This window comes from Flavobacterium sp. W20_MBD1_R3 (genome assembly GCF_052119725.1).
Lineage (GTDB): Bacteria > Bacteroidota > Bacteroidia > Flavobacteriales > Flavobacteriaceae > Flavobacterium.
In genome coordinates this window covers 1-19983 of sequence record NZ_JBGQOR010000006.1, presented here as the reverse complement: position 1 = coordinate 19983, position 19983 = coordinate 1, and the positions used below count along the sequence as shown (strand labels likewise).

Genomic DNA, 19983 nt, shown 5'->3' with positions numbered 1-19983 from the left:
AAATTACTAAATATATTATTGTTTTCAGAATAAAACAAAATTTAATTTACATTCTCTCCGGAACATTAATTCCCAACAACTTAAATGCTGCTGCAATCGTATCGGCTATTTTTTTAGAGAGTTGAACTCTGAAAATTTTCTTTTCTAGATCCTCTTCTCCTAAAATAGGAACCGCTTGATAGAATGAATTGTATTCGCGAACTAAATCATAAGTAAAATTTGCCAGCAAAGCAGGACTGTGATGTTGTGCTGCACTTTGAATTACTTCAGGAAACAACTCTAATTGCTTCACTAATTCTTTCTCTTTTTCATGTAGCGATGTTGTTTTTGCGATATTCGAATAATCAAAGTTAGCCTTACGAATAATCGATTGAATTCTGGCATAAGTATATTGAATAAACGGACCCGTATTTCCGGCAAAATCAACTGATTCTTCTGGGTTAAAAAGGATTCGTTTTTTAGGATCAACTTTTAAAATATAATACTTCAAAGCTCCTAAACCAATGGTATTGTATAATTTTTCTTTTTCGTCAGCAGAATAGGTGTCTAACTTTCCTAAATCTTCGGCTATTTTCTGTGCAGTATCCGTCATTTCTTGCATTAAATCATCCGCATCAACAACTGTTCCTTCACGGCTTTTCATTTTTCCAGAAGGTAAATCAACCATTCCGTAGGACAAATGAAATAGATTTTTAGACCAGTCAAAACCTAATTTTTTCAAGATAAGAAACAACACTTTAAAGTGATAATCTTGCTCATTTCCTACCGTATAGACCATTCCACCTACATCCGGATAATCCTTTACACGCTGAATGGCAGTACCTATATCTTGGGTCATATAAACGGCAGTACCATCGGAACGCAATACAATTTTACGATCTAAACCTTCATCGGTTAAATCAATCCAAACGGAACCGTCAGGATCTTTTTCGAAAACACCGCTGTCCAAACCAATCTGAACAACATCTTTACCTAATAAATACGTATTACTTTCATAATAAAAACAATCAAAATCGACTCCTAAATTTTTATAGGTGGTGGCAAAACCATCATAAACCCATTGATTCATGGTTTTCCAAAGCGTGATCACTTGCTCATCGCCTGCTTCCCATTTCAATAGCATTTCCTGAGCTTCCAGGATAATTGGCGCTTGCTTTTTAGCTTCCTCTTCGGTTTTACCAGCGCTCATTAATTGCGCTATTTCTTCTTTGTAGGCTTTATCAAAAGCAACGTAATAATTTCCAACTAATTTATCTCCTTTTAAACCTGTAGATTCTGGCGTTTGTTCGTTTCCAAATTTTTGCCAAGCCAACATTGATTTGCAAATATGGATTCCTCTATCATTAATAATTTGTGTTTTGTACACTTTTTTACCAGAAGCTTTAATAATTTCTGCGACTGAATACCCCAAAAGATTATTTCGAACGTGGCCTAAATGCAATGGTTTATTGGTGTTTGGCGAAGAATACTCCACCATTACCGCTTTGTCTTCTGGATTTGGAGTAACGAAACCAAATTTAGCATCATCTTTAATTTTTCCAAAGAAGTCCAAATAATAATCATCTGAAATAACAATATTCAAAAATCCGGAAACGACATTAAACCGACTCACTTCAACCAAATTTTCGACTAAATAATCCCCTATTTTATTTCCTAATGCTACAGGATTACTTTTTACCACTTTCAATAATGGAAAAATAACCATCGTGATATCCCCTTCAAATTCCTTACGAGTGGTTTGAAATTCTACTTTATCAATGGTAATGTCAAATAAAGCTTTTACAGCTTTTTCAATAGAGGGCGTAAGAATTTGTGGTAATGTCATGATGTAAATTTAAAAATGCAAAGGTAATTGTAATTCCTTAACATGGTACTAAAAATTACTCAATTACGTCTTAAAAACACTAATAAATCAAAAAAAATAGCGTTGTTCTCTATTTAAGATTGAGTTAACATAATTTTATCATTTTTTAAAAATAGTGTTTCAATTTTTACTATTTTTGATATGAAACTAATAATCTGAGACATGAAAAAGGCACTTATTTCTATACTTTTTATGGTTTTTTATAGCGGTTATTCACAATCCGTAACCGTAAATACAACGAAATACACCGTTGATCAGTTGGTCAATGAAGTACTCGTGAATTCGCCTTGTGTTGAGGGCATCAATGTTAATTCGAGAACAGGAACAACTTACGGATCTTCAAACGGAATAGGATATTTTGAAAACACCAATGCGGCATTTCCTTTTGCCAATGGTGTTGTTTTAACCACCGGTGACGTGAACAAAATAATTAGCCCCAACAACAGTGTTCTTAGCGATGGTATTCCAGCCTGGCAAGGTGATTCGGATCTGGAGGCTAATTTACTTGCACAATCCGGAATAACAATTAATTCGATTAATGCGAGTTACATAGAATTTGATTTCCAACCCAAAACACCCAATTTTGACTTTTCGTTTCTTTTTGCTTCTGAAGAATATGGAACTTCACAATGCAATTTCTCGGATGCTTTTGCTTTTCTATTAAAAGATGTGACCGATGGTGGCTCTAATGTAAACCTGGCGGTAATTCCAGGTACAGCTATTCCAGTTTCTGTTGAAACTATTCGTGATATGGCTTTTAATCCAAATTGCTCTTCGGAAAACCCAAACTATTTTGGTGCTTTTAATGGAGGTGGATTTGGTCCTGCCATCAATTTCAACGGACAAACAATTTCAATGACTGCATCGGCAGTTGGTTTAGATATCACCCACGTGTATCGGATTAAATTAGTTATTGCAGATGGAGGAAACAATACCGGATATGATTCTGCTATATTTCTGGAAGCCAACAGTTTTAATATTGGACAAGATGTTTTAGGGCTGGATTACACTCAGGCAAATAATGCTGCAATATGTCCGGGAAGTTCTTTGCCAATTCTAACTGCGGCAGGTTTAGAATCCGGAACTACTTTTATTTGGAAAAAACAAGGAATTGCTTTTTCACCAGCACAAACGGGGGAAACATTAGATTTAAATAACATTTTTCCATTAGTGAGTTCTGGAATTCATACATACAGTGTGGCCTATAAAGAACCTGGATGCATCGAGGTTACAGATGAAATTACAATCGAAATCTATCCTAAAATTGGCGTCATTGTAACCGTTCCTAACATTTATGCCTGTGATTCTGGAACGGCCTCTTATGATTTTGATTTAAATAAAAATAGCACCATCATTAGAGCCGGCGTCAACCAATCAACGAACTCAACCGGCATTTTAGATGATTTACCCTCCGACACTATAATCACTTATCACTTATCTGATGCCGATGCCAGAGGAAATACAGCGGCAATAGCAATTCTTCAGACGATTTCAAGTACCGAAAGTGGAAGACAAATTTTTGTTAGAATTGAAAATCCAAATACGTTATGCTTTGAAATTAGGTCTTTTCAACTGCTAATTGTTGCGCCACCGCAAATTGCAAATACCCCTGCAGCTGCAACATTGTGCTCTCGTAATTTATCTGAAAATCCGCTAAAAGCTACTTTCAACTTAACTTCACAAATTGCGTCTATTATTGGTTCTCAAAATACTTTGTACAACCTACTTACTTTTCACTCCTCAGAAACAGGAGCTAATGAAAATACCAATAGTATCACTTTAAATTCAGGCAACCAATTATTATCGCCAAACGCAACGCTGTGGGTACGAGTACAAAATAGTTCCAATAGTACTTGTTATGTAGTTACTAGTTTTAATTTGATTGTCAATCCTTTGCCAGAAGTAGATATCTTGCAAGATGTATTTGTATGCACCTCCTACACGCTCCCTCCATTAACAAAAGTTGGAGCAGAATATTGGACTGGAAATAACGGAACCGGAACTCAACTTTTTGCAGGAGAGGCAATAACAATTACCACACTGAATCTTTATGTTTTTAATCGATCCGGAGTGTGTACCAATCAAGATTCTTTCAATGTAACGATCGCTGATTTAGACTCAATAACACCAGTTTCAGCAACCTATTGTACGCAATACAAACTCCCAGCTTTGCCGTATGCCAAATATTTCACTCAAAGTGGAGGCCCTACAACTGCAGGAAATACCCAATTAGCAGCGGGATTTACTGTCAATACCGAAGGAGTAAATAGGATATATGTATGGTTTGAAGACACTACTGTTACCCCAACGTGTACACAAGAAAAACCATTTGATATAACGATCATATCCTTTACTTCATTACCCAATTATGCCAATCAATTTGGATGTGCTTCTTACACGCTGCCAGTTGATCCCAATAATGGTACTTATTATACGGGAAGTAATAAAAGCGGAACTCTTTTGACCGCAGGAACCGTAATTAATTCGACAAACTTAATTTATGTTTATAAAGAAAGTGCTACAGGTCCTCCAGTAAATTGTTCCGACGAAAAAACCTTTAGAGTTTTTATTGGATTAGCAAGTATTACTCCTCCAACGGATGTAAACTCTTGTTCTGCATATAAACTTCCTACATTGATAGTAGGAGAATATCGAACTGCTGCTGCAGGCGGAGGAAATGTTATTCCTCCTGGAACATTTATTAATGCAACTACTGTACTTTGGTTTTATGTTCCAGGACAAAACTGTACCGATAATCTAGATTTTACGGTGACAGTAAATATCGCTCCTTTACCTGAAATACTAGACACTGCGCCACAATGTGATGTATATTATTTACCAGCTGTTGCACATTCAGGAAATTATTTCACGGGACCTTTGGGAACTGGTAATCTACGACCTGTAGGATATCCGGTAACTACAACACAACTAATGTATTTCTATGATAAAGCTTCCACTGGTCCTTGTTATGTTGAAGAAGAATTCGTGATTACAATCACTAAATCTCCTAAAATTGATGCAAAACCTGTGGAAGTGATTCGATGTGGTCAAAATTATATTTTAGATGATTTAATAAATGGGGAATATTATGAATTTGCTGGCGGACCTTCTGCTACGAATCCTATTTTACCAGCCGGTACCGTTTTGACGACCTCAAAAACAATCTATGTTTATGCCGCAGCAGTAGCACCCAACACCTGTATTTCTGAATACAGCATAGACGTTTTAGTTACTTTTGTAAATGACATACCCGATCAATTTGCTTGTGACAGTTTTAATTTACCAACTATCGTAGGCATGGGAAGTTATTACACCGCTCCTAATGGTCCCAATGGAACAGGCGTACAATTATTACCTCCTTATTCCCCAATAACGGCCACGACAACACTTTACGTTTATGTAGAAAATAACAATCGAGTAACCTGTATTGATGAAGATCCTTTTATTGTCACCATTTACAATACTCCAACGATAACTCCTATTGCTCCGGTAACCAGATGTGAATCTTACGAACTTCCTGCCTATATTGCTCCTGTAACCAGATATTTTACCAATGCGGGCGGTCCGGGAAGTAGTAACATCGAAAAATTTCCTGGAGATTTCATCACCGTTTCTACCACCATATACGCGTATGCAGAAGCAGGTACGTCAGCAACGGTCATTTGTCCTGTTGAAAAACCAATGGTAATTACTATTACCGAAAAGCCAAAACCACAACTCATTGTTCCTACTATTTGTGTTGATATTGATACCGGAATCACCACCGATGCTTTTATTGAAAGTGGCTTTACTGCCCCGCAATATTCTTTTGAATGGAAAAGCGAAGACGGAACTTTAGTAAGCACTGCTGAAAATTTTTCAACAAACCAACCTGGAAACTATACACTGACAGTGACCAACTTATCCATTTTTGGTTGTACGTCTAACAGTGTTCCTTTTACGGTTATTGAATCTTCAAAACCAGCAGATGTAACCTATACAACAAGCGGATGGTTTACAGACAATCAAACTATAACCGTAAATGCAGTTCCATTTATAGGCGATGGAAGTAATTTTCTATATTCATTAGATGGAAGTGCCCCACAAGTCAGCAATGTTTTCACTAATGTAAGTTCTGGTATTCATGAAATATCAGTTAGCGACGCTAATTGCGGAACCTTTACTGTTCCAGTTACAATCAAACTTATCAACAGTCCAAAATTCTTTACGCCAAATGGAGATAACTATAACGATACTTGGAACATCACCGGATTACCGAATAGTGAAAATTTAAAATTATATATTTTTGATCGCTATGGAAAACTGCTCAAAGAACTATTTCCTAACGGTTCTGGTTGGGATGGAACTTTTAATGGATATGCACTCCCGTCTGATGATTATTGGTTTTCGATTTCTTACACAGAAGACAATATCGTAAAAGAATATAAATCACATTTTTCATTGAAAAGATAAATACTAACGTATTCTCTAAAAGGGTTTTCTTAATCGAAAGCCCTTTTTTTTGTTATTTAAATAATAAAAAGCAAAAATACTTGTAACAAACTAGCCTTTAGTTAGTCTACTATAAAGCAAAAGAAATACATTTTAATAGTTTGTTACCAAAAGAAAAACCCGGAGTATGCCAACTCCGGGTTTTTTGATTTAAAACTTTTCTATAAATTATAAATATGCTTTTAGGGCTTTAATTTCCTCTGGATTTACTAGTTCACCCATACCAATTACCGCGGAAGAATGATAAAAAATAGCTTTTGTCTTTTCTTTTACCAATCCAATATTTGATGAGCGCAAGCCTCCACCTGGCATTATTACAATTCTATTATTAGCCTTTTCTACTAATGTTGCCAAAACATCGCTACCGTCAATTACGTTTGTTATTTTTCCTGAAGTCAAAATGGTCTTAAAACCACATTCGATTAGCGATTCAAGTGCTTGAAATTTATTTTCAATCCCATCAAAAGCACGATGAAAAGTACACGGAAGTGGATTTGCCAAAGCTACTAAATCCTTATTCTGTTGTTCATTGATTATGCCGTCTTGGTTTAAAATTCCAAAAACAAAACCATCCACATGAAGTTTTTTTAATGTTAAGATTTCTGATTTCATTTGTTCGAATTCAAAATCAGAATAGACGAAATCTCCGCCACGAGGCCGAATCATAACATTCAAATCGATCGTTATTTTTTTTCGAACAGTTTTAGTAAGTTCAAAATCTGGCGTTGTTCCCCCCACTGTTCTATTGGAGCATAATTCTACTCTATCAGCACCATTTTCTTGTGCAATAACAGCTGATTCTAAATTGAAACAGGCAATTTCCAGTTGTGCTTTTTTCATTTATTTTAAAAAATAATCGGCATCAATTAATTTATTTCCAGTTACATCGTGGACAGCGTAATTAAAACCACCCTGAATACAATACGAACCATATTCTCCTTTTTTATTTAATGCAATGAAACCAACTTGTATATCTTTTAGATTTTTATTTCTTTTTCGGGTCAAATTCACGATTCGCTCTACCGCTTCCTCACAGGCTTTTTGTGGTGATTTTCCTTGTCGCATTAACTCCACAACCAAGTGACAACCGGAAATCCGAATCACTTCTTCTCCATGTCCTGTGGCTGTGGCGGCGCCAATTTCATTATCTACATACAATCCAGCGCCAATGATAGGCGAATCACCTACACGACCATGCATTTTGAAAGCCATTCCGCTTGTGGTACACGCACCAGAAAGATTTCCGTCAGCATCCAAAGCAATCATCCCAATGGTATCGTGATTTTCAATATTAGCAATCGGTTTGTACTGACTCGTTTTCAACCATTCCTTCCATTCTTTTTCGGATTCTTCCAATAATAAATTTTCTTTTACAAAACCTTGTGATAACGCAAATTGCAAAGCGCCATCACCAACCAACATGACATGCGGCGTTTTTTCCATCACAGCACGAGCCACGGCAATGGGATGTTTTATAAATTCCAAAGACGCTACTGAACCAATATTGGCGTTTTCATCCATAATGCATGCATCTAGCGTAACGCGACCATCGCGATCCGGCCTTCCGCCATAGCCTACGCTTCGCTCCGTTGGATCGCCTTCAGGAATTTTTACTCCTGCTTCTACAGCATCTAAGGCTCTACCGTTATTTTTTAAAATTTCCCATGCGGCTGCATTCGCTTGGATTCCAAAATTCCATGTCGAAAGCACAATGGGTTTCGCTCCTTTTTTAGATGAAAAATCATTTTCTTCCTCTGGTTTCCCTTTGAAGGAATGTAACGCAAAAGCTGCGGAAGCTAAAGCTGCTGTTTTCAAAAAATTTCTACGGTTTGTCATTTTGATTGGATTAGTATTTGGATGCATTAATTTTGAGCTATAAATATAAAGGTTCACTTTTAAATAAAAAACCTGCGCAATAATTTGCGCAGGTTTAGGCTTTTTATAGAAAAAAAAATGGAATCGGTATCCGATTAATCGAACTACTTTTTACCATTTAATAATTGCGCTTCCCCAAGTAAAACCACTTCCAAATGCTGCCAAAACAACAGTATCTCCTGATTTTATTTTGCCTTGTTCCCATGCTTCAGTCAATGCAATTGGAATAGAAGCGGCGGTAGTATTTCCGTATTTCTGAATATTATTATAGACCTGATCATCTGTCAAGTTGAATTTCTTTTGGATAAACTGTGAAATTCTTAAATTTGCCTGATGCGGAATCAACATATCAATATCCGAAACCTGTAAATTATTCGCTTGTAATCCTTCATTAATTACTTCGCTGAAACGAACTACGGCATTTTTAAATACAAATTGTCCGTTCATGTACGGGAAATAACTTTCATCATTCGGATCATTATCCGCTAAAATATCAGTTACCCAACGGCCTCCCATTCCCGGAGCTTTTACAATTAATTCCTCAGCATGCTGCCCTTCAGAATGTAAATGTGTAGATAAAATCCCTTTTGTCAAATCTTCTTCTCTACTCAAAATAGCAGCTCCTGCCCCATCTCCAAAAATTACCGAAACACCTCTTCCTCGAGACGTCATATCTAATCCTGAAGAATGAACTTCTGATCCAATAACCAATACGTTCTTATACATTCCGGTTTTGATGTATTGATCTGCAACCGATAAAGCATAAATAAATCCAGAACATTGATTTCTTACATCTAATGCACCAACGGTTCTTAATCCCAGATCACGTTGTACTAAAACTCCAGGGCCAGGAAAATAAAAATCAGGACTTAAGGTTGCAAAAACTACAAAATCAATATCTTCCTTAGCAACACCAGAACGCCCAATTGCAATTTTGGCTGCCTTTACACCCATAGAAGTGGTTGTATCTTCTCCCTTAATAATGTGTCGTCGCTCTTGTATACCTGTTCTTTCCTGAATCCATTCGTCATTGGTATCTATAATTTTGGATAAATCGTCATTAGTCACTACGTTTTCGGGAACATAATATCCTAATCCTGCTATTTTTGAATGATACATATACTATTGTTATTTTATTAAAATACGAGGGCAAATTTAAAACATACTTGAAAATATAAGCTCACAAATTACCACTTTTTTAGCAATTTACAACTTTTATGATTTTTAGCGCAATTTACTGCTACACTTACAAAACCAATCTAGTGAACCGCTCAAAAAAGATAGTATTACGATCTGCTAAGAACCTATTTCAAACGTTAAAAAGAAGTTTTTATATTCAAATGTAACAACATTGAATTATTTTAGACCAATTATTACTAGAACCACTGCTAATTTAAAATCATTCAAATTATGAAATTAAAAATCCCATTTTATTTATTTCTTGGACTAAGCTTAACCACTTTTGCACAAGAAAACCTAAACTACCAAAAACCATCTCAATCCATATTGAAATTGGCTGACTATGAAAGAGCACCTTCGGTATCAATGGATACCAAAAAAGAATACATGTTGCTTACGTATAGAAACACCTATAAATCACTGGACGATTTAAACCAAGACGAATTGCGTTTGGGCGGATTGCGGATTAATCCAACAACTAATATTTCGAGTTCTGTTACCTATGTAAACAACCTGAAACTGCGTAAAATAAAGGACAAAAATGAAGTACAGGTTGCAGGTTTACCAATGAATCCTCGTATCAGTACTATCGCTTGGTCACCAAATGATAAAAAAATCTCATTTTCCCACACCACAGCTTCTGGAGTTGAACTTTGGGTTATCGATGTTGCTTCGGCGAAAGCCACAAAATTAACAGAGGCTACTGTGAATGCGAATATTGGAAATCCGTTCAGCTGGATGAATGATAACGAAACTATATTGGTAAAAATGTTACCAAAAAACAGAGCAGCGCTTCTAGATGCCAAAAAAGATTTGCCTGCTGGTCCGATAATTTCGAATGCTGACGGAGTGAAATCACAAAACAGAACGTATCCGGATATGTTGAAAAACAAGAATGATGAAATCAATTTTGAGAACATCATGACTTCTGAATTGTACAAAGTAAACCTCAACGGGACAGCTACTTTGTTCAAAAAAGCTGATATGTATGCTGGAGAAAGCTTCTCTCCTGATGGAAATTATTTGATGCTGACTACCATCCAAAAACCATTTTCATATATTGTTCCATTGAGTCGTTTTCCATCCAAGTCAGTTGTTTATGACAATTCTGGAAACGAAGTAAAAGTAGTGAATGAAGTGCCGCTTACTGAAATAATCCCTAAAGGTTTTATGGCCGTTCGAAAAGGAAAAAGAAACATGAGCTGGAGAGCTGATAAACCGGCAACATTAGCGTATGCTGAAGCTTTAGACGGCGGAGATCCTGCAAACAAAGTGGAATTCAGAGATGAAGTTTTTCTTTGGAACGCACCATTTGATGCAGCAGCCACTTCATTGGTAAAAACACCTCAACGTTACGACCGTATGATTTGGGGGAATGACAATGTTGCCATTGTTTCAGATGAATGGTACGATACCCGTAATACCAAAACGTATATTATTAATCCATCGAATCCAAGTCAGGCTCCAAAAGTAATTTTCGATAGAAATTCACAAGATGTGTATGCTGATCCGGGAAATTTTGAAACTAGAAAAAATGAATACAATAGATATGTTTTGGCTATTGAAAATAACAATGCGTATTTACTTGGCGATGGTTTTACTAAAAACGGACAATTCCCTTTTATCAGTGAATTTAATTTGAAAACAGCACAAGCAAAACGTTTGTATACCTCAGCCTACACAGATAAAAAAGAGGATATTTTGGAGATTGAAGATTTCAAGAAAGGAACTGTTTTAGTACAAATCCAGTCTAAAAATGAATATCCGAATTATTACCTTAGAAACATCAAACAAAAAAATAAACTAACGCCAATCACGGCATTCAAAAATCCTTTTGAAAGTATCAAAAACGTGAGTAAGGAAGTGATTAAATACAAACGTAAAGATGGTGTTGCATTATCCGGAACTTTATATTTACCGTTGGGCTATGACAAGGTTAAAAAAGAGAAAATGCCATTGTTGATTTGGGCCTATCCAGCAGAATACAAAGACAAAAATTCAGCGGGACAAAGCACACAAAATCCGAACGAATTTACATTTCCTAGTTATGGTTCGTTTGTATATTGGGTAACCAAAGGGTATGTAGTTCTTGATGACGCTGCTTTTCCTATCATTGGCGAAGGAACAACGGAGCCAAATGATAATTTCATAACACAATTAGTTGACAATGCAGAAGCAGCGATTAATGCCGTAGATGCTCTAGGATACATCAACAGAAAAAAAGTAGCCGTTGGAGGTCACTCGTATGGTGCTTTTATGACTGCTAATTTATTGACACATTCCAATCTTTTTGCTTGCGGAATTGCTAGAAGTGGTGCTTATAACAGAACATTGACTCCGTTTGGTTTCCAAAGTGAACAGCGCAATTACTGGGAAACTCCTGAAGTATACAATACAATGTCACCATTCATGAATGCGGACAAAATGAAAACACCAATGCTTTTAGTACACGGTGAAGCCGATAATAATCCGGGAACTTTCACATTGCAAACTGAACGCTATTTTCAAGCTTTGAAAGGTTTAGGCGCTCCTGCAAGAATGGTGATCCTTCCAAAAGAAGCACACGGTTATGTCGCCAAAGAGAATATTCTGCATTTGCTATGGGAACAAGATCAGTTCTTAGAAAAGTATTTAAAGAATTAACGCTGAAAGTAGTGACCCGTTAAGAAATTGTCAAAAAGATAAACATAGTACAAAACCCCGAGATCAATATGATTTCGGGGTTTTGCTTTTTTGCTAAAAAACTGTTGTCAAAGTTAAAAATAATTTCGGGTTCCAAAGCCAAAACTCTGGCCAGAGCTACTCGCTGCTGCTGCCCTCCACTTAGGAATTTCGCTTTTACTTTTGCGAAAGCGGTCATTTCAACCATATCCAATAAATCTTGAACACGAGCTTTTTTCTCCTCAGGATACATATTCGACAAGAACTTGCCAATATTTTTTTCAACAGTTATGTAAGGCATTAAATCGAAATCCTGTGCTAAATATTTAATGTAACCAATTGCGTCTAGTTGGTTTTATGAAAATTTTCGTGATTTGAGTGATTTTCTCCCAAAGTTTGAGTGATACAATTCTATTGGAGATTTGAAAATTAATATTAAAAACAGTTCTCAATACATTTTTTGTTTAGATTTATTCTACAAAAAAAATTTAAACTGGCTTTTTAAATAATTGCACTCAAGGGATTACCGTAATCTTCTTCAATTCTTATCTTGTATTTGGGATTCCAAATTTGGGAACTTGGCCTCGAAAGTTAATACATCATGAGATGCATTGTAATCTACATCGGAAAAAGAAGGAAGTGTAGTCAGACTTCCTCCCGTTTGCTCAATCATATTTGAATTGGTCATGGTAAGGGCTTGACTAATAGTTTTATCCGTGTTGAAAATACCGTTTACTAAATAAAGATTTTCATTTATAGTCTGACTTGTCGTAAGCACAACACCTGCTAAGTTATTGATAACTATATTCTTAAGTACAGTAGCTGAGGATTGGATAGGATTGTAACCCCGTGGGGAGGCATAACCATAAATAGTTTGTTGGGCCTCACTAGTACCTTGGTAGACCTGATTGATTTTCCTGTCCGGCCCCGAATTCTTAAAAAAAAAGCGCTGATTAGTGGCGCGATTTAATACAATACGGCTTTCAAAATTTTGTTCTCCTTTTCCGACAAAATAGAAACCTGAAACGGCCCCATAAATGCCCACCATATTTCCGCCATTTAAATACATGTCTCCCTTAAAGTGTAAATAGGCGATACGCCTAGTGGTTGAGCAAAGCTGAAAATTACCCTCGTTAAGTGTAAAGTTACCGCCAACAGCGACTAAATGTGGCTTTGCAGTATTGTTAATTATCAAAGAACCCGTACCAGTACTGTTAACTGTAAAATCACCTTTTATTTCAGTAATTCTAAAATCGGATTGATTGTCAGTTTGTCCCGCTCTGTTGTATTCAACATTCCCGAAAGACTGATTTAAATTGCTGTAAGCAATAAATCCTCCTGGATTTAAAAATTTTAAAGTTGCATCAGTATTCCAGCTGGCTACAGGAATAACAACAGCAGCAACAGTTGTAACATTAGGACTTGAGGAAAGCTCACAAACTGATCCCCCATTGAAATTTATGGAAGCATTACTATTTTCTGTTTTTATGGTTCCGGAACCTTCAAGCCGAACTATTGATCTGGAATCAATATATAATGACTGGTCTTGTGATACTACCACGTTACCATTTCCTTTAAGAATTAAAAGAGGAACCGACATAGTACCGCTTTTATTCCAATTTACGGTATGTCCATCTAGAATAGTAACCGTGCTGTTGATTGATGATGGAGCAACTGAAGCGCCAACCCAAGCCGTACCGTCATATTTTTCCCACGTACTCGTGTTGCTCCAATTTCCATTGGAGAGGGACCGATAGCCTCTGTTTACCTGGCCCCAGATTGTGGTGCTTACACTAAAAAATAAGATCAAAAAAAACACACCTTTACAATATAAAATTCGTTGAAGGCATTGGAAATGTGATGTCATAATTTAAAAATTATTTTGTTATGTCATCCAAGGTTGTGTGTGATTTAAAAAAAATCTCGGAACTAATCCGCTAACTGGAAGTGTTTTGACAAATTTACTTTTGAATGAATTTTAAAATATCATTTAAGTTTCTCCTAAGATATTTGTTTGTCTCCTAAATAAATATATTTATCGACAACCAACCTATATATCTGCTGAATGACATTATTTAACAATTCAAAAAAAATGGCACTAGTCTTAAAACTATCGTGGAAGACTTTGAAAAAATCAAGAAAGTAATCTCAGGAAAATGAAATAAATCACAAAAAAACACAGGTCTATTAAAGTTTTACAGAATGTCGCTTATCCATAAAAAACCCCGAAATCATAATAATTTCGGGGTTTTGTATTTTTAAGATAACATCAAGAACACTTCCTGATTAAGTTCTAATTCCGAATCATGGTCGAAGAAAATCGCTCTTTTTTCATAGGCTGCTTTGACTAAATAATGACTCCCTTTGAAATAACATTGTTTGACAACCGCTTTCATGATTCCGTTATCAACCACTTTTAATTGATGCGGATACAATAAAAGCGTCGTATCCTCATCTCCCTCAAGCGCTATCAATTGCGACAATTGCAATTCATTGACTTCTCCAAAAAGAGAGGCAATGTATTTAGTAGAGGGATTTTCATACATGGATTTCGAATCTCCTTTTGCTACGACTTTCCCGTTTTGAATTACAATTGTTTCATCAGAAAAAGACAAAGCATCGGTACTATCATGTGTGGCAATAATACAGGTGATGCCTTTGTCTTTTAAGTATCGGAATAAATTCCTACGCAACGAATTCTTTCTGAAAGAATCAATTTGGCTAAACGGCTCGTCGAGCAAAATAATTTCGGGTTCCAAAGCCAAAACTCTGGCCAGAGCTACTCGCTGCTGCTGTCCGCCACTTAGGAATTTCGCTTTTACTTTTGCGAAAGCGGCCATTTCAACCATATCCAATAAATCTTGAACACGAGCTTTTTTCTCCTCAGGATACATATTCGACAAGAACTTGCCAATATTTTCTTCAACAGTTATGTAAGGCATTAAATCGAAATCCTGTGCTAAATATTTAATGTAATCTTCTCCCGGCACTAGGTTGTGTTTGGGTCCCAAAATAGGTTTGTCATCATAGGTTATGGCGCCTTTATCCAGATCATATAATCCGTATATGAGTTTTAGCAACGTACTTTTGCCGCAACCACTTTCTCCAATAATGGCCATGTTTTGCCCTTTGGCAATAGTGAAACTAACATTTTCAATAACGGGTTTGTCAATGTAAGTAAACGATATGTCTATAATCTCTAGCATCATCTTTATTTAAAGTTGCAAATTTACGACGTTTAATTCATATTTAGACACAAAAAAAGGCTGCTTCTTAACGAAACAGCCTTTGTTTTTATGGTAATTATTGCTTAGTTTTTCACTTCAGCTTCTGCATCTTGAATCATTTTTTCATTTGCAGTAATAGCAAATTCAACACGACGGTTTTGGCTTCTGCCATCAACTGTTTCATTAGAAGCAATTGGATCAGCAATTCCTAAGCCAGTAACTTGAAATCTGCTTGAAGATACCCCTTTGCTCGCTAAATAATTTCTAACAGATGCGGCTCTTTCTCCAGATAATTTTAAGTTATACTCTGCTGGACCAGTACTGTCTGTATATCCGTAAATTGTAATATTAGTATCTGGATATTCAGCAAAAACAGGAACTAATTTGTCTAAATTCGCTTTTGCATCAGCAGTCAAAGAAGATTTATTAGTATCAAAACGTACTGCATTTTCGTTTAAAACCAGTTTAATTCCTTCTCCAACACGAACTACTTCAGCTCCTGGCAATACAGCGTCTATTTCTCTTGCTTGTTTGTCCATTTTGTTACCAATAACACCTCCGGCAACGCCACCAACAACGCCACCAAGTACTGCTCCCATTGCTCCATTACCACCTTTTCCAAGGTTGTTTCCAAGAACACCTCCAAGAACAGCTCCAGCAACCGCGCCTATTCCTGCGCCTCTTTGTGTTTTATTGGTGTTTTTGATTGCTTCACAACTAGTAAACATGGAACCCATAATCATTATTGTTGCCATTGCAACTATCGAAATCTTTTTCATAATCTATATTTTATTAATTAACTTTTTGAAATTGGTATACTACATCAGTCATTTTTCCTCCAACATCAATTTTATCAATCAATTGAAAAGAGGTTTCGGATTGGTTAGCCACATACAATATATAGCCGTCTCTCACTTTTCTAGCTTTTTCACCAGCATCAAGAACTTTAAGAATAAATTGACCATCATTATTTACATACCACGTAATTGGGGAACTAAACGCAACACAATTTGCTTTAGTCAAAGCCATTTCACCTTTGTTGTTATTTGAAACAAATTTCCAAGTACTTCCTACAAAACACTCTGAATCTGCTAGTTGAAACGTATTCACTTTTATGTATTGTGAACCAGGATAGGTCACAGAACTGATTACCCAGTTGCCTTTCATCATCACCTGAGCTTTTCGGTCCGTATTAGTACTTGTTACCGATGTTGATTTACATGCTAACATTAGAATCGCTAATGTGCATAATAAAATGATTTTTTTCATTTTTTAGAAATTTAACTAATTAATATTTTAACAAAGATACAAAGCAACAAAAACAAATAGTTTCAAAATTAAATTATTTTATATCATAATTAACGCCTGCGACAATTTGTCACTTCAACGAAAATTGGTACTCTATTTGAAACGGTTTGTTAGATCAAAATAAACTAAAAAAATTCAAAATATGACAACAGGTAAAATTAATGTTTCGGTAGAGAACATCTTTCCCTTAATTAAGAAATTCCTATACAGCGATCACGAAATTTTCTTGCGTGAATTGATTTCGAACGGAACTGATGCGACACTTAAATTAAAACATTTAACCAGCATTGGCGAAGCCAAAGTAGAATACGGAAACCCAATTATCGAAGTAAAAATCGACAAGGAAGGCAAAAAACTACACATCATCGATCAAGGTTTAGGAATGACGGCTGAAGAAGTAGAAAAATACATCAACCAAGTAGCATTTTCTGGAGCGGAGGAATTTTTGGACAAATACAAAGATTCTGCTAAAGACTCTGGAATTATTGGACATTTTGGTCTTGGTTTTTATTCTGCTTTTATGGTTGCCGAAAAAGTGGAAATCATCACTAAATCGTTCAAAGAGGAACCTGCTGCACACTGGACTTGCGATGGAAGCCCGGAATTTACACTAGAACCAGCTGACAAAACTTCTCGCGGAACAGAAATTATTTTGCATATCGCCGAAGATTCTTTGGAATTCTTGGAAGAAAACAAAATCAAAGAACTGTTGAATAAGTATAATAAGTTTATGCCTATTCCAATTAAATTTGGAACCAAAACAGAGAAAATAGAGCAAAAAAAGGGTGAAGAAGTTGCTGAAGAAGATAAAGACAAAACTTTCACGGAAGTTGAAGTAGACAACATCATCAACAACCCAAATCCGGCTTGGACAAAACAACCAACAGAATTATCTGCGGAAGATTACAAGAATTTCTACCATGAATTGTACCCAATGCAATTTGAAGAACCCTTATTCCACATTCATTTAAATGTAGATTACCCGTTCAACTTAACCGGTATTTTATATTTCCCAAAATTAGGTTCTGACTTACAAATTCAGAAAGACAAAATCCAATTGTACCAAAATCAAGTGTACGTAACGGATAATGTAGAAGGAATTGTTCCTGAGTTTTTAATGATGCTGAAAGGTGTTGTAGATTCACCGGACATTCCATTAAACGTATCGCGTTCTGGATTGCAAGCAGATGCTGCGGTTAAGAAAATCTCCAATTACATCACGCGTAAAGTTGCCGATAAATTAAAATCATTATTCACTGAAAACCGTGAAGATTTTGAACAAAAATGGAACGACATCAAAATCGTTTTAGAGTACGGAATGCTTTCTGAAGATAAATTTTACGAAAAAGCAGGTGCATTTGTTTTATATCCAACAGTTGACGGTAAATATTACACGCTTGAAGAATTAAAAGAAAACCTTGCTGCTAATCAAACGGACAAAGACGGGAAATTAGTAGTTTTATACGCTGGAAATAAAGAAGCGCAACACTCTTACATCGAAATTGCAAAAGACAAAGGATATGAAGTTTTATTGCTAGATTCTCCTATTATCTCGCATTTAATTCAAAAAATTGAAGGCGATAACAGCAACATGACTTTCGTACGTGTGGATTCAGACCATATTGATAATATAATCAAGAAAGAGGAAACAACTATTTCTAAATTATCTGAGGAAGAACAAACCAACTTGAAAACAGTTCTGGAAGCGATCGTACCTAAACAAACGTATTCAGTTCAACTGGAAGCTTTAGACAGCAATGCGTCACCATTTATCATCACGCAACCGGAATTTATGCGTAGAATGAAAGAAATGAGTCAATCAGGCGGCGGCGGAATGTTCGGAATGGGAAATATGCCTGAAATGTACAATTTGGTAGTAAATACTAACTCTGAATTGGCGACAAACATCCTGAACAACAAAAACAAAGAAGCTCAGGAAAGTTTGATAAAACAAGCGCTTGACTTAGCTAAGTTATCACAAAACCTATTAAAAGGAGAAGCATTAACGGCTTTCGTAAAAAGAAGTTTTGAAATGATTAAATAAGATTATTAGACTTTTAGATCGTTAGATTATTAGAGTAAACCTGCAAGCGAAAGTTTGCAGGTTTTTTTTTGGAGCACAACGATTGTTTTTCAGAACAACTTCCCTCCCGCTATGCGCTGCAATCTTTGCTTTTGGCTACCGCCACAGCAAAGGATTTTCACTGCTATCGGGGCTATTTAGAGCATTTTACGGTTATAACGTCGTTTAGCAGCAGAAATAAATAAGTACTATTTTGTAAAGAATTATTTATATATTTGAATTAATAATAAATTCTGACGTTTGTCAGACAAAGCGACCCAATTTAGGATGTATAAGTCTGACATAGTCAGACCTATCTACTAGTTAGCGGTCAGCAGTGTTGGAACCTAAAAAAGAATGATTAAAACATTTTTTTATAAGCAGAAAAATTGTGTTAAATTTAACTTGCTTCATAAGTTTTATTAACATTTTTTAAACCGAAATAATATATGTTTGCCGTGAACAATAAAACTAATATTATGAAAAAAAAGTACTTAATCATCGCAATGTTATTTTCGTTTTTTGCTGTTAATGCGCAAAATGATATCCCACAAAATGAAAAACAAAATGAAGTGAAAGTGAATGTATTGTCGCCTTTAGCTGGAACTTTCGAAGCTACCTATGAAAGAAACTTAAACAATAAATCATCATTAGGTATTACTGGATTGTTTGTGTTTAATAACAAAAATTCAAATGAAGACACAAATTATATGATTACACAATATTACAGAAGATACTTTGGTAAAAAATACGCTTCAGGTTTTTTTGCAGAAGGATTTGGAATGTTAAGTTCAATTGATGGAAAAAAAATATATGATACCAGCGATAATTTGACATTTACTAAAGGGTCTGATGTAATTGACTATTCACTTGGTATAGGTTTAGGTAGTAAATGGGTTACAAAAAGAGGCATTATCATTGAAGTTAATGCTGGTTGGGGAAAACTCTTGTTTAATTCTGATAAAACTGACCACGATCAAGTTGCAAGATTTGGTCTTCAATTAGGTTATAGGTTTTAAAAAACAACTAAATTTGGAATAGACAATTGAAATATATTGGAATGGACATACGTAATAAATAAACTGCCGAACCGCTAACAGCAGTTTGCAAAAATGGCGGGTTTTGGGCTTAATTTAAAGTTGGTTTTGTACTTGCAAAGCAGTGTTTAACCGAAAGTTTAGGCTTCCTTAATCCGCCACTTCTGCAAGCTGCAAGACGTCAGGCTGTGAAAAAACCTCATTTTCTGATAATTTCACAAAGAATACATACTCATAAACGGCACTATAGTCCTCCTACTGCAAGCTATTTTTTAGGCC

12 protein-coding genes and 1 pseudogene are annotated in these 19983 nt (G+C 35.8%); 4 read left to right on the top strand and 9 right to left on the bottom strand.

Features of this window, described 5'->3' with window-relative positions; all coding sequences use genetic code 11:
* Positions 1-46: 46 nt before the first annotated feature.
* Positions 47-1825, bottom strand: a complete 1779-nt coding sequence (gene argS / locus ACEN2F_RS09685; RefSeq protein ID WP_441738405.1) for an arginine--tRNA ligase — start codon at positions 1823-1825, stop codon at positions 47-49.
* A 201-nt stretch (positions 1826-2026) separates the two neighbouring features.
* Here argS and ACEN2F_RS09680 point away from each other — a divergent pair, with 201 nt between their 5' ends.
* Positions 2027-6316, top strand: a complete 4290-nt coding sequence (locus ACEN2F_RS09680) for a choice-of-anchor L domain-containing protein (protein ID WP_441738402.1) — start codon at positions 2027-2029, stop codon at positions 6314-6316.
* 207 nt (positions 6317-6523) lie between these two features.
* Here ACEN2F_RS09680 and ACEN2F_RS09675 read toward each other — a convergent pair whose 3' ends face one another.
* The 3 genes from ACEN2F_RS09675 to ACEN2F_RS09665 all read right to left on the bottom strand — a co-directional run bounded on the left by ACEN2F_RS09675 (position 6524) and on the right by ACEN2F_RS09665 (position 9349).
* A complete protein-coding gene (locus ACEN2F_RS09675) occupies positions 6524-7195 on the bottom strand; it encodes a copper homeostasis protein CutC (protein ID WP_441738399.1) in 672 nt (223 codons plus the stop codon).
* On the bottom strand, positions 7196-8191 hold the full coding sequence (locus tag ACEN2F_RS09670) for an isoaspartyl peptidase/L-asparaginase family protein (protein ID WP_441738396.1): 996 nt from the start codon (positions 8189-8191) through the stop codon (positions 7196-7198).
* A gap of 150 nt (positions 8192-8341) precedes the next feature.
* Complete coding sequence (locus ACEN2F_RS09665; protein ID WP_441738393.1) at positions 8342-9349, bottom strand: 3-oxoacyl-ACP synthase III family protein; 1008 nt, start codon at positions 9347-9349, stop codon at positions 8342-8344.
* A 291-nt stretch (positions 9350-9640) separates the two neighbouring features.
* On the opposite strand from ACEN2F_RS09665, the gene ACEN2F_RS09660 reads away from it, so the two are divergent.
* Positions 9641-12052, top strand: a complete 2412-nt coding sequence (locus ACEN2F_RS09660; protein WP_441738390.1) for a prolyl oligopeptidase family serine peptidase — start codon at positions 9641-9643, stop codon at positions 12050-12052.
* Positions 12053-12170: 118 nt separating this feature from the next.
* Here ACEN2F_RS09660 and ACEN2F_RS09655 read toward each other — a convergent pair.
* The 5 genes and pseudogenes from ACEN2F_RS09655 to ACEN2F_RS09635 form a co-directional block, all read right to left on the bottom strand.
* Positions 12171-12404 (bottom strand): annotated as a pseudogene (locus ACEN2F_RS09655) (ATP-binding cassette domain-containing protein); the annotation flags it as partial.
* A gap of 204 nt (positions 12405-12608) precedes the next feature.
* Entirely contained in the window at positions 12609-13937 is a 1329-nt protein-coding gene (locus ACEN2F_RS09650) for a hypothetical protein (protein WP_441738387.1), read from the bottom strand.
* A 391-nt stretch (positions 13938-14328) separates the two neighbouring features.
* Complete coding sequence (locus tag ACEN2F_RS09645; RefSeq protein WP_441738761.1) at positions 14329-15276, bottom strand: ABC transporter ATP-binding protein; 948 nt, start codon at positions 15274-15276, stop codon at positions 14329-14331.
* A 104-nt stretch (positions 15277-15380) separates the two neighbouring features.
* Positions 15381-16076 (bottom strand): OmpA family protein, encoded by a 696-nt coding sequence (locus tag ACEN2F_RS09640; RefSeq protein ID WP_441738384.1) that lies wholly within the window; start codon positions 16074-16076, stop codon positions 15381-15383.
* Between the two features lie 13 nt (positions 16077-16089).
* A complete protein-coding gene (locus ACEN2F_RS09635) occupies positions 16090-16566 on the bottom strand; it encodes a lipocalin family protein (RefSeq protein WP_441738381.1) in 477 nt (158 codons plus the stop codon).
* A 181-nt stretch (positions 16567-16747) separates the two neighbouring features.
* On the opposite strand from ACEN2F_RS09635, the gene htpG reads away from it, so the two are divergent.
* Together htpG and ACEN2F_RS09625 are read left to right on the top strand one after the other, a co-directional pair.
* The gene (gene htpG, locus ACEN2F_RS09630; RefSeq protein WP_441738378.1) at positions 16748-18649 is read left to right on the top strand and encodes a molecular chaperone HtpG; all 1902 of its coding nucleotides are present in this window, start codon (positions 16748-16750) and stop codon (positions 18647-18649) included.
* Between the two features lie 497 nt (positions 18650-19146).
* Entirely contained in the window at positions 19147-19686 is a 540-nt protein-coding gene (locus ACEN2F_RS09625) for a DUF3575 domain-containing protein (protein WP_441738376.1), read from the top strand.
* Positions 19687-19983 lie beyond the last annotated feature (297 nt).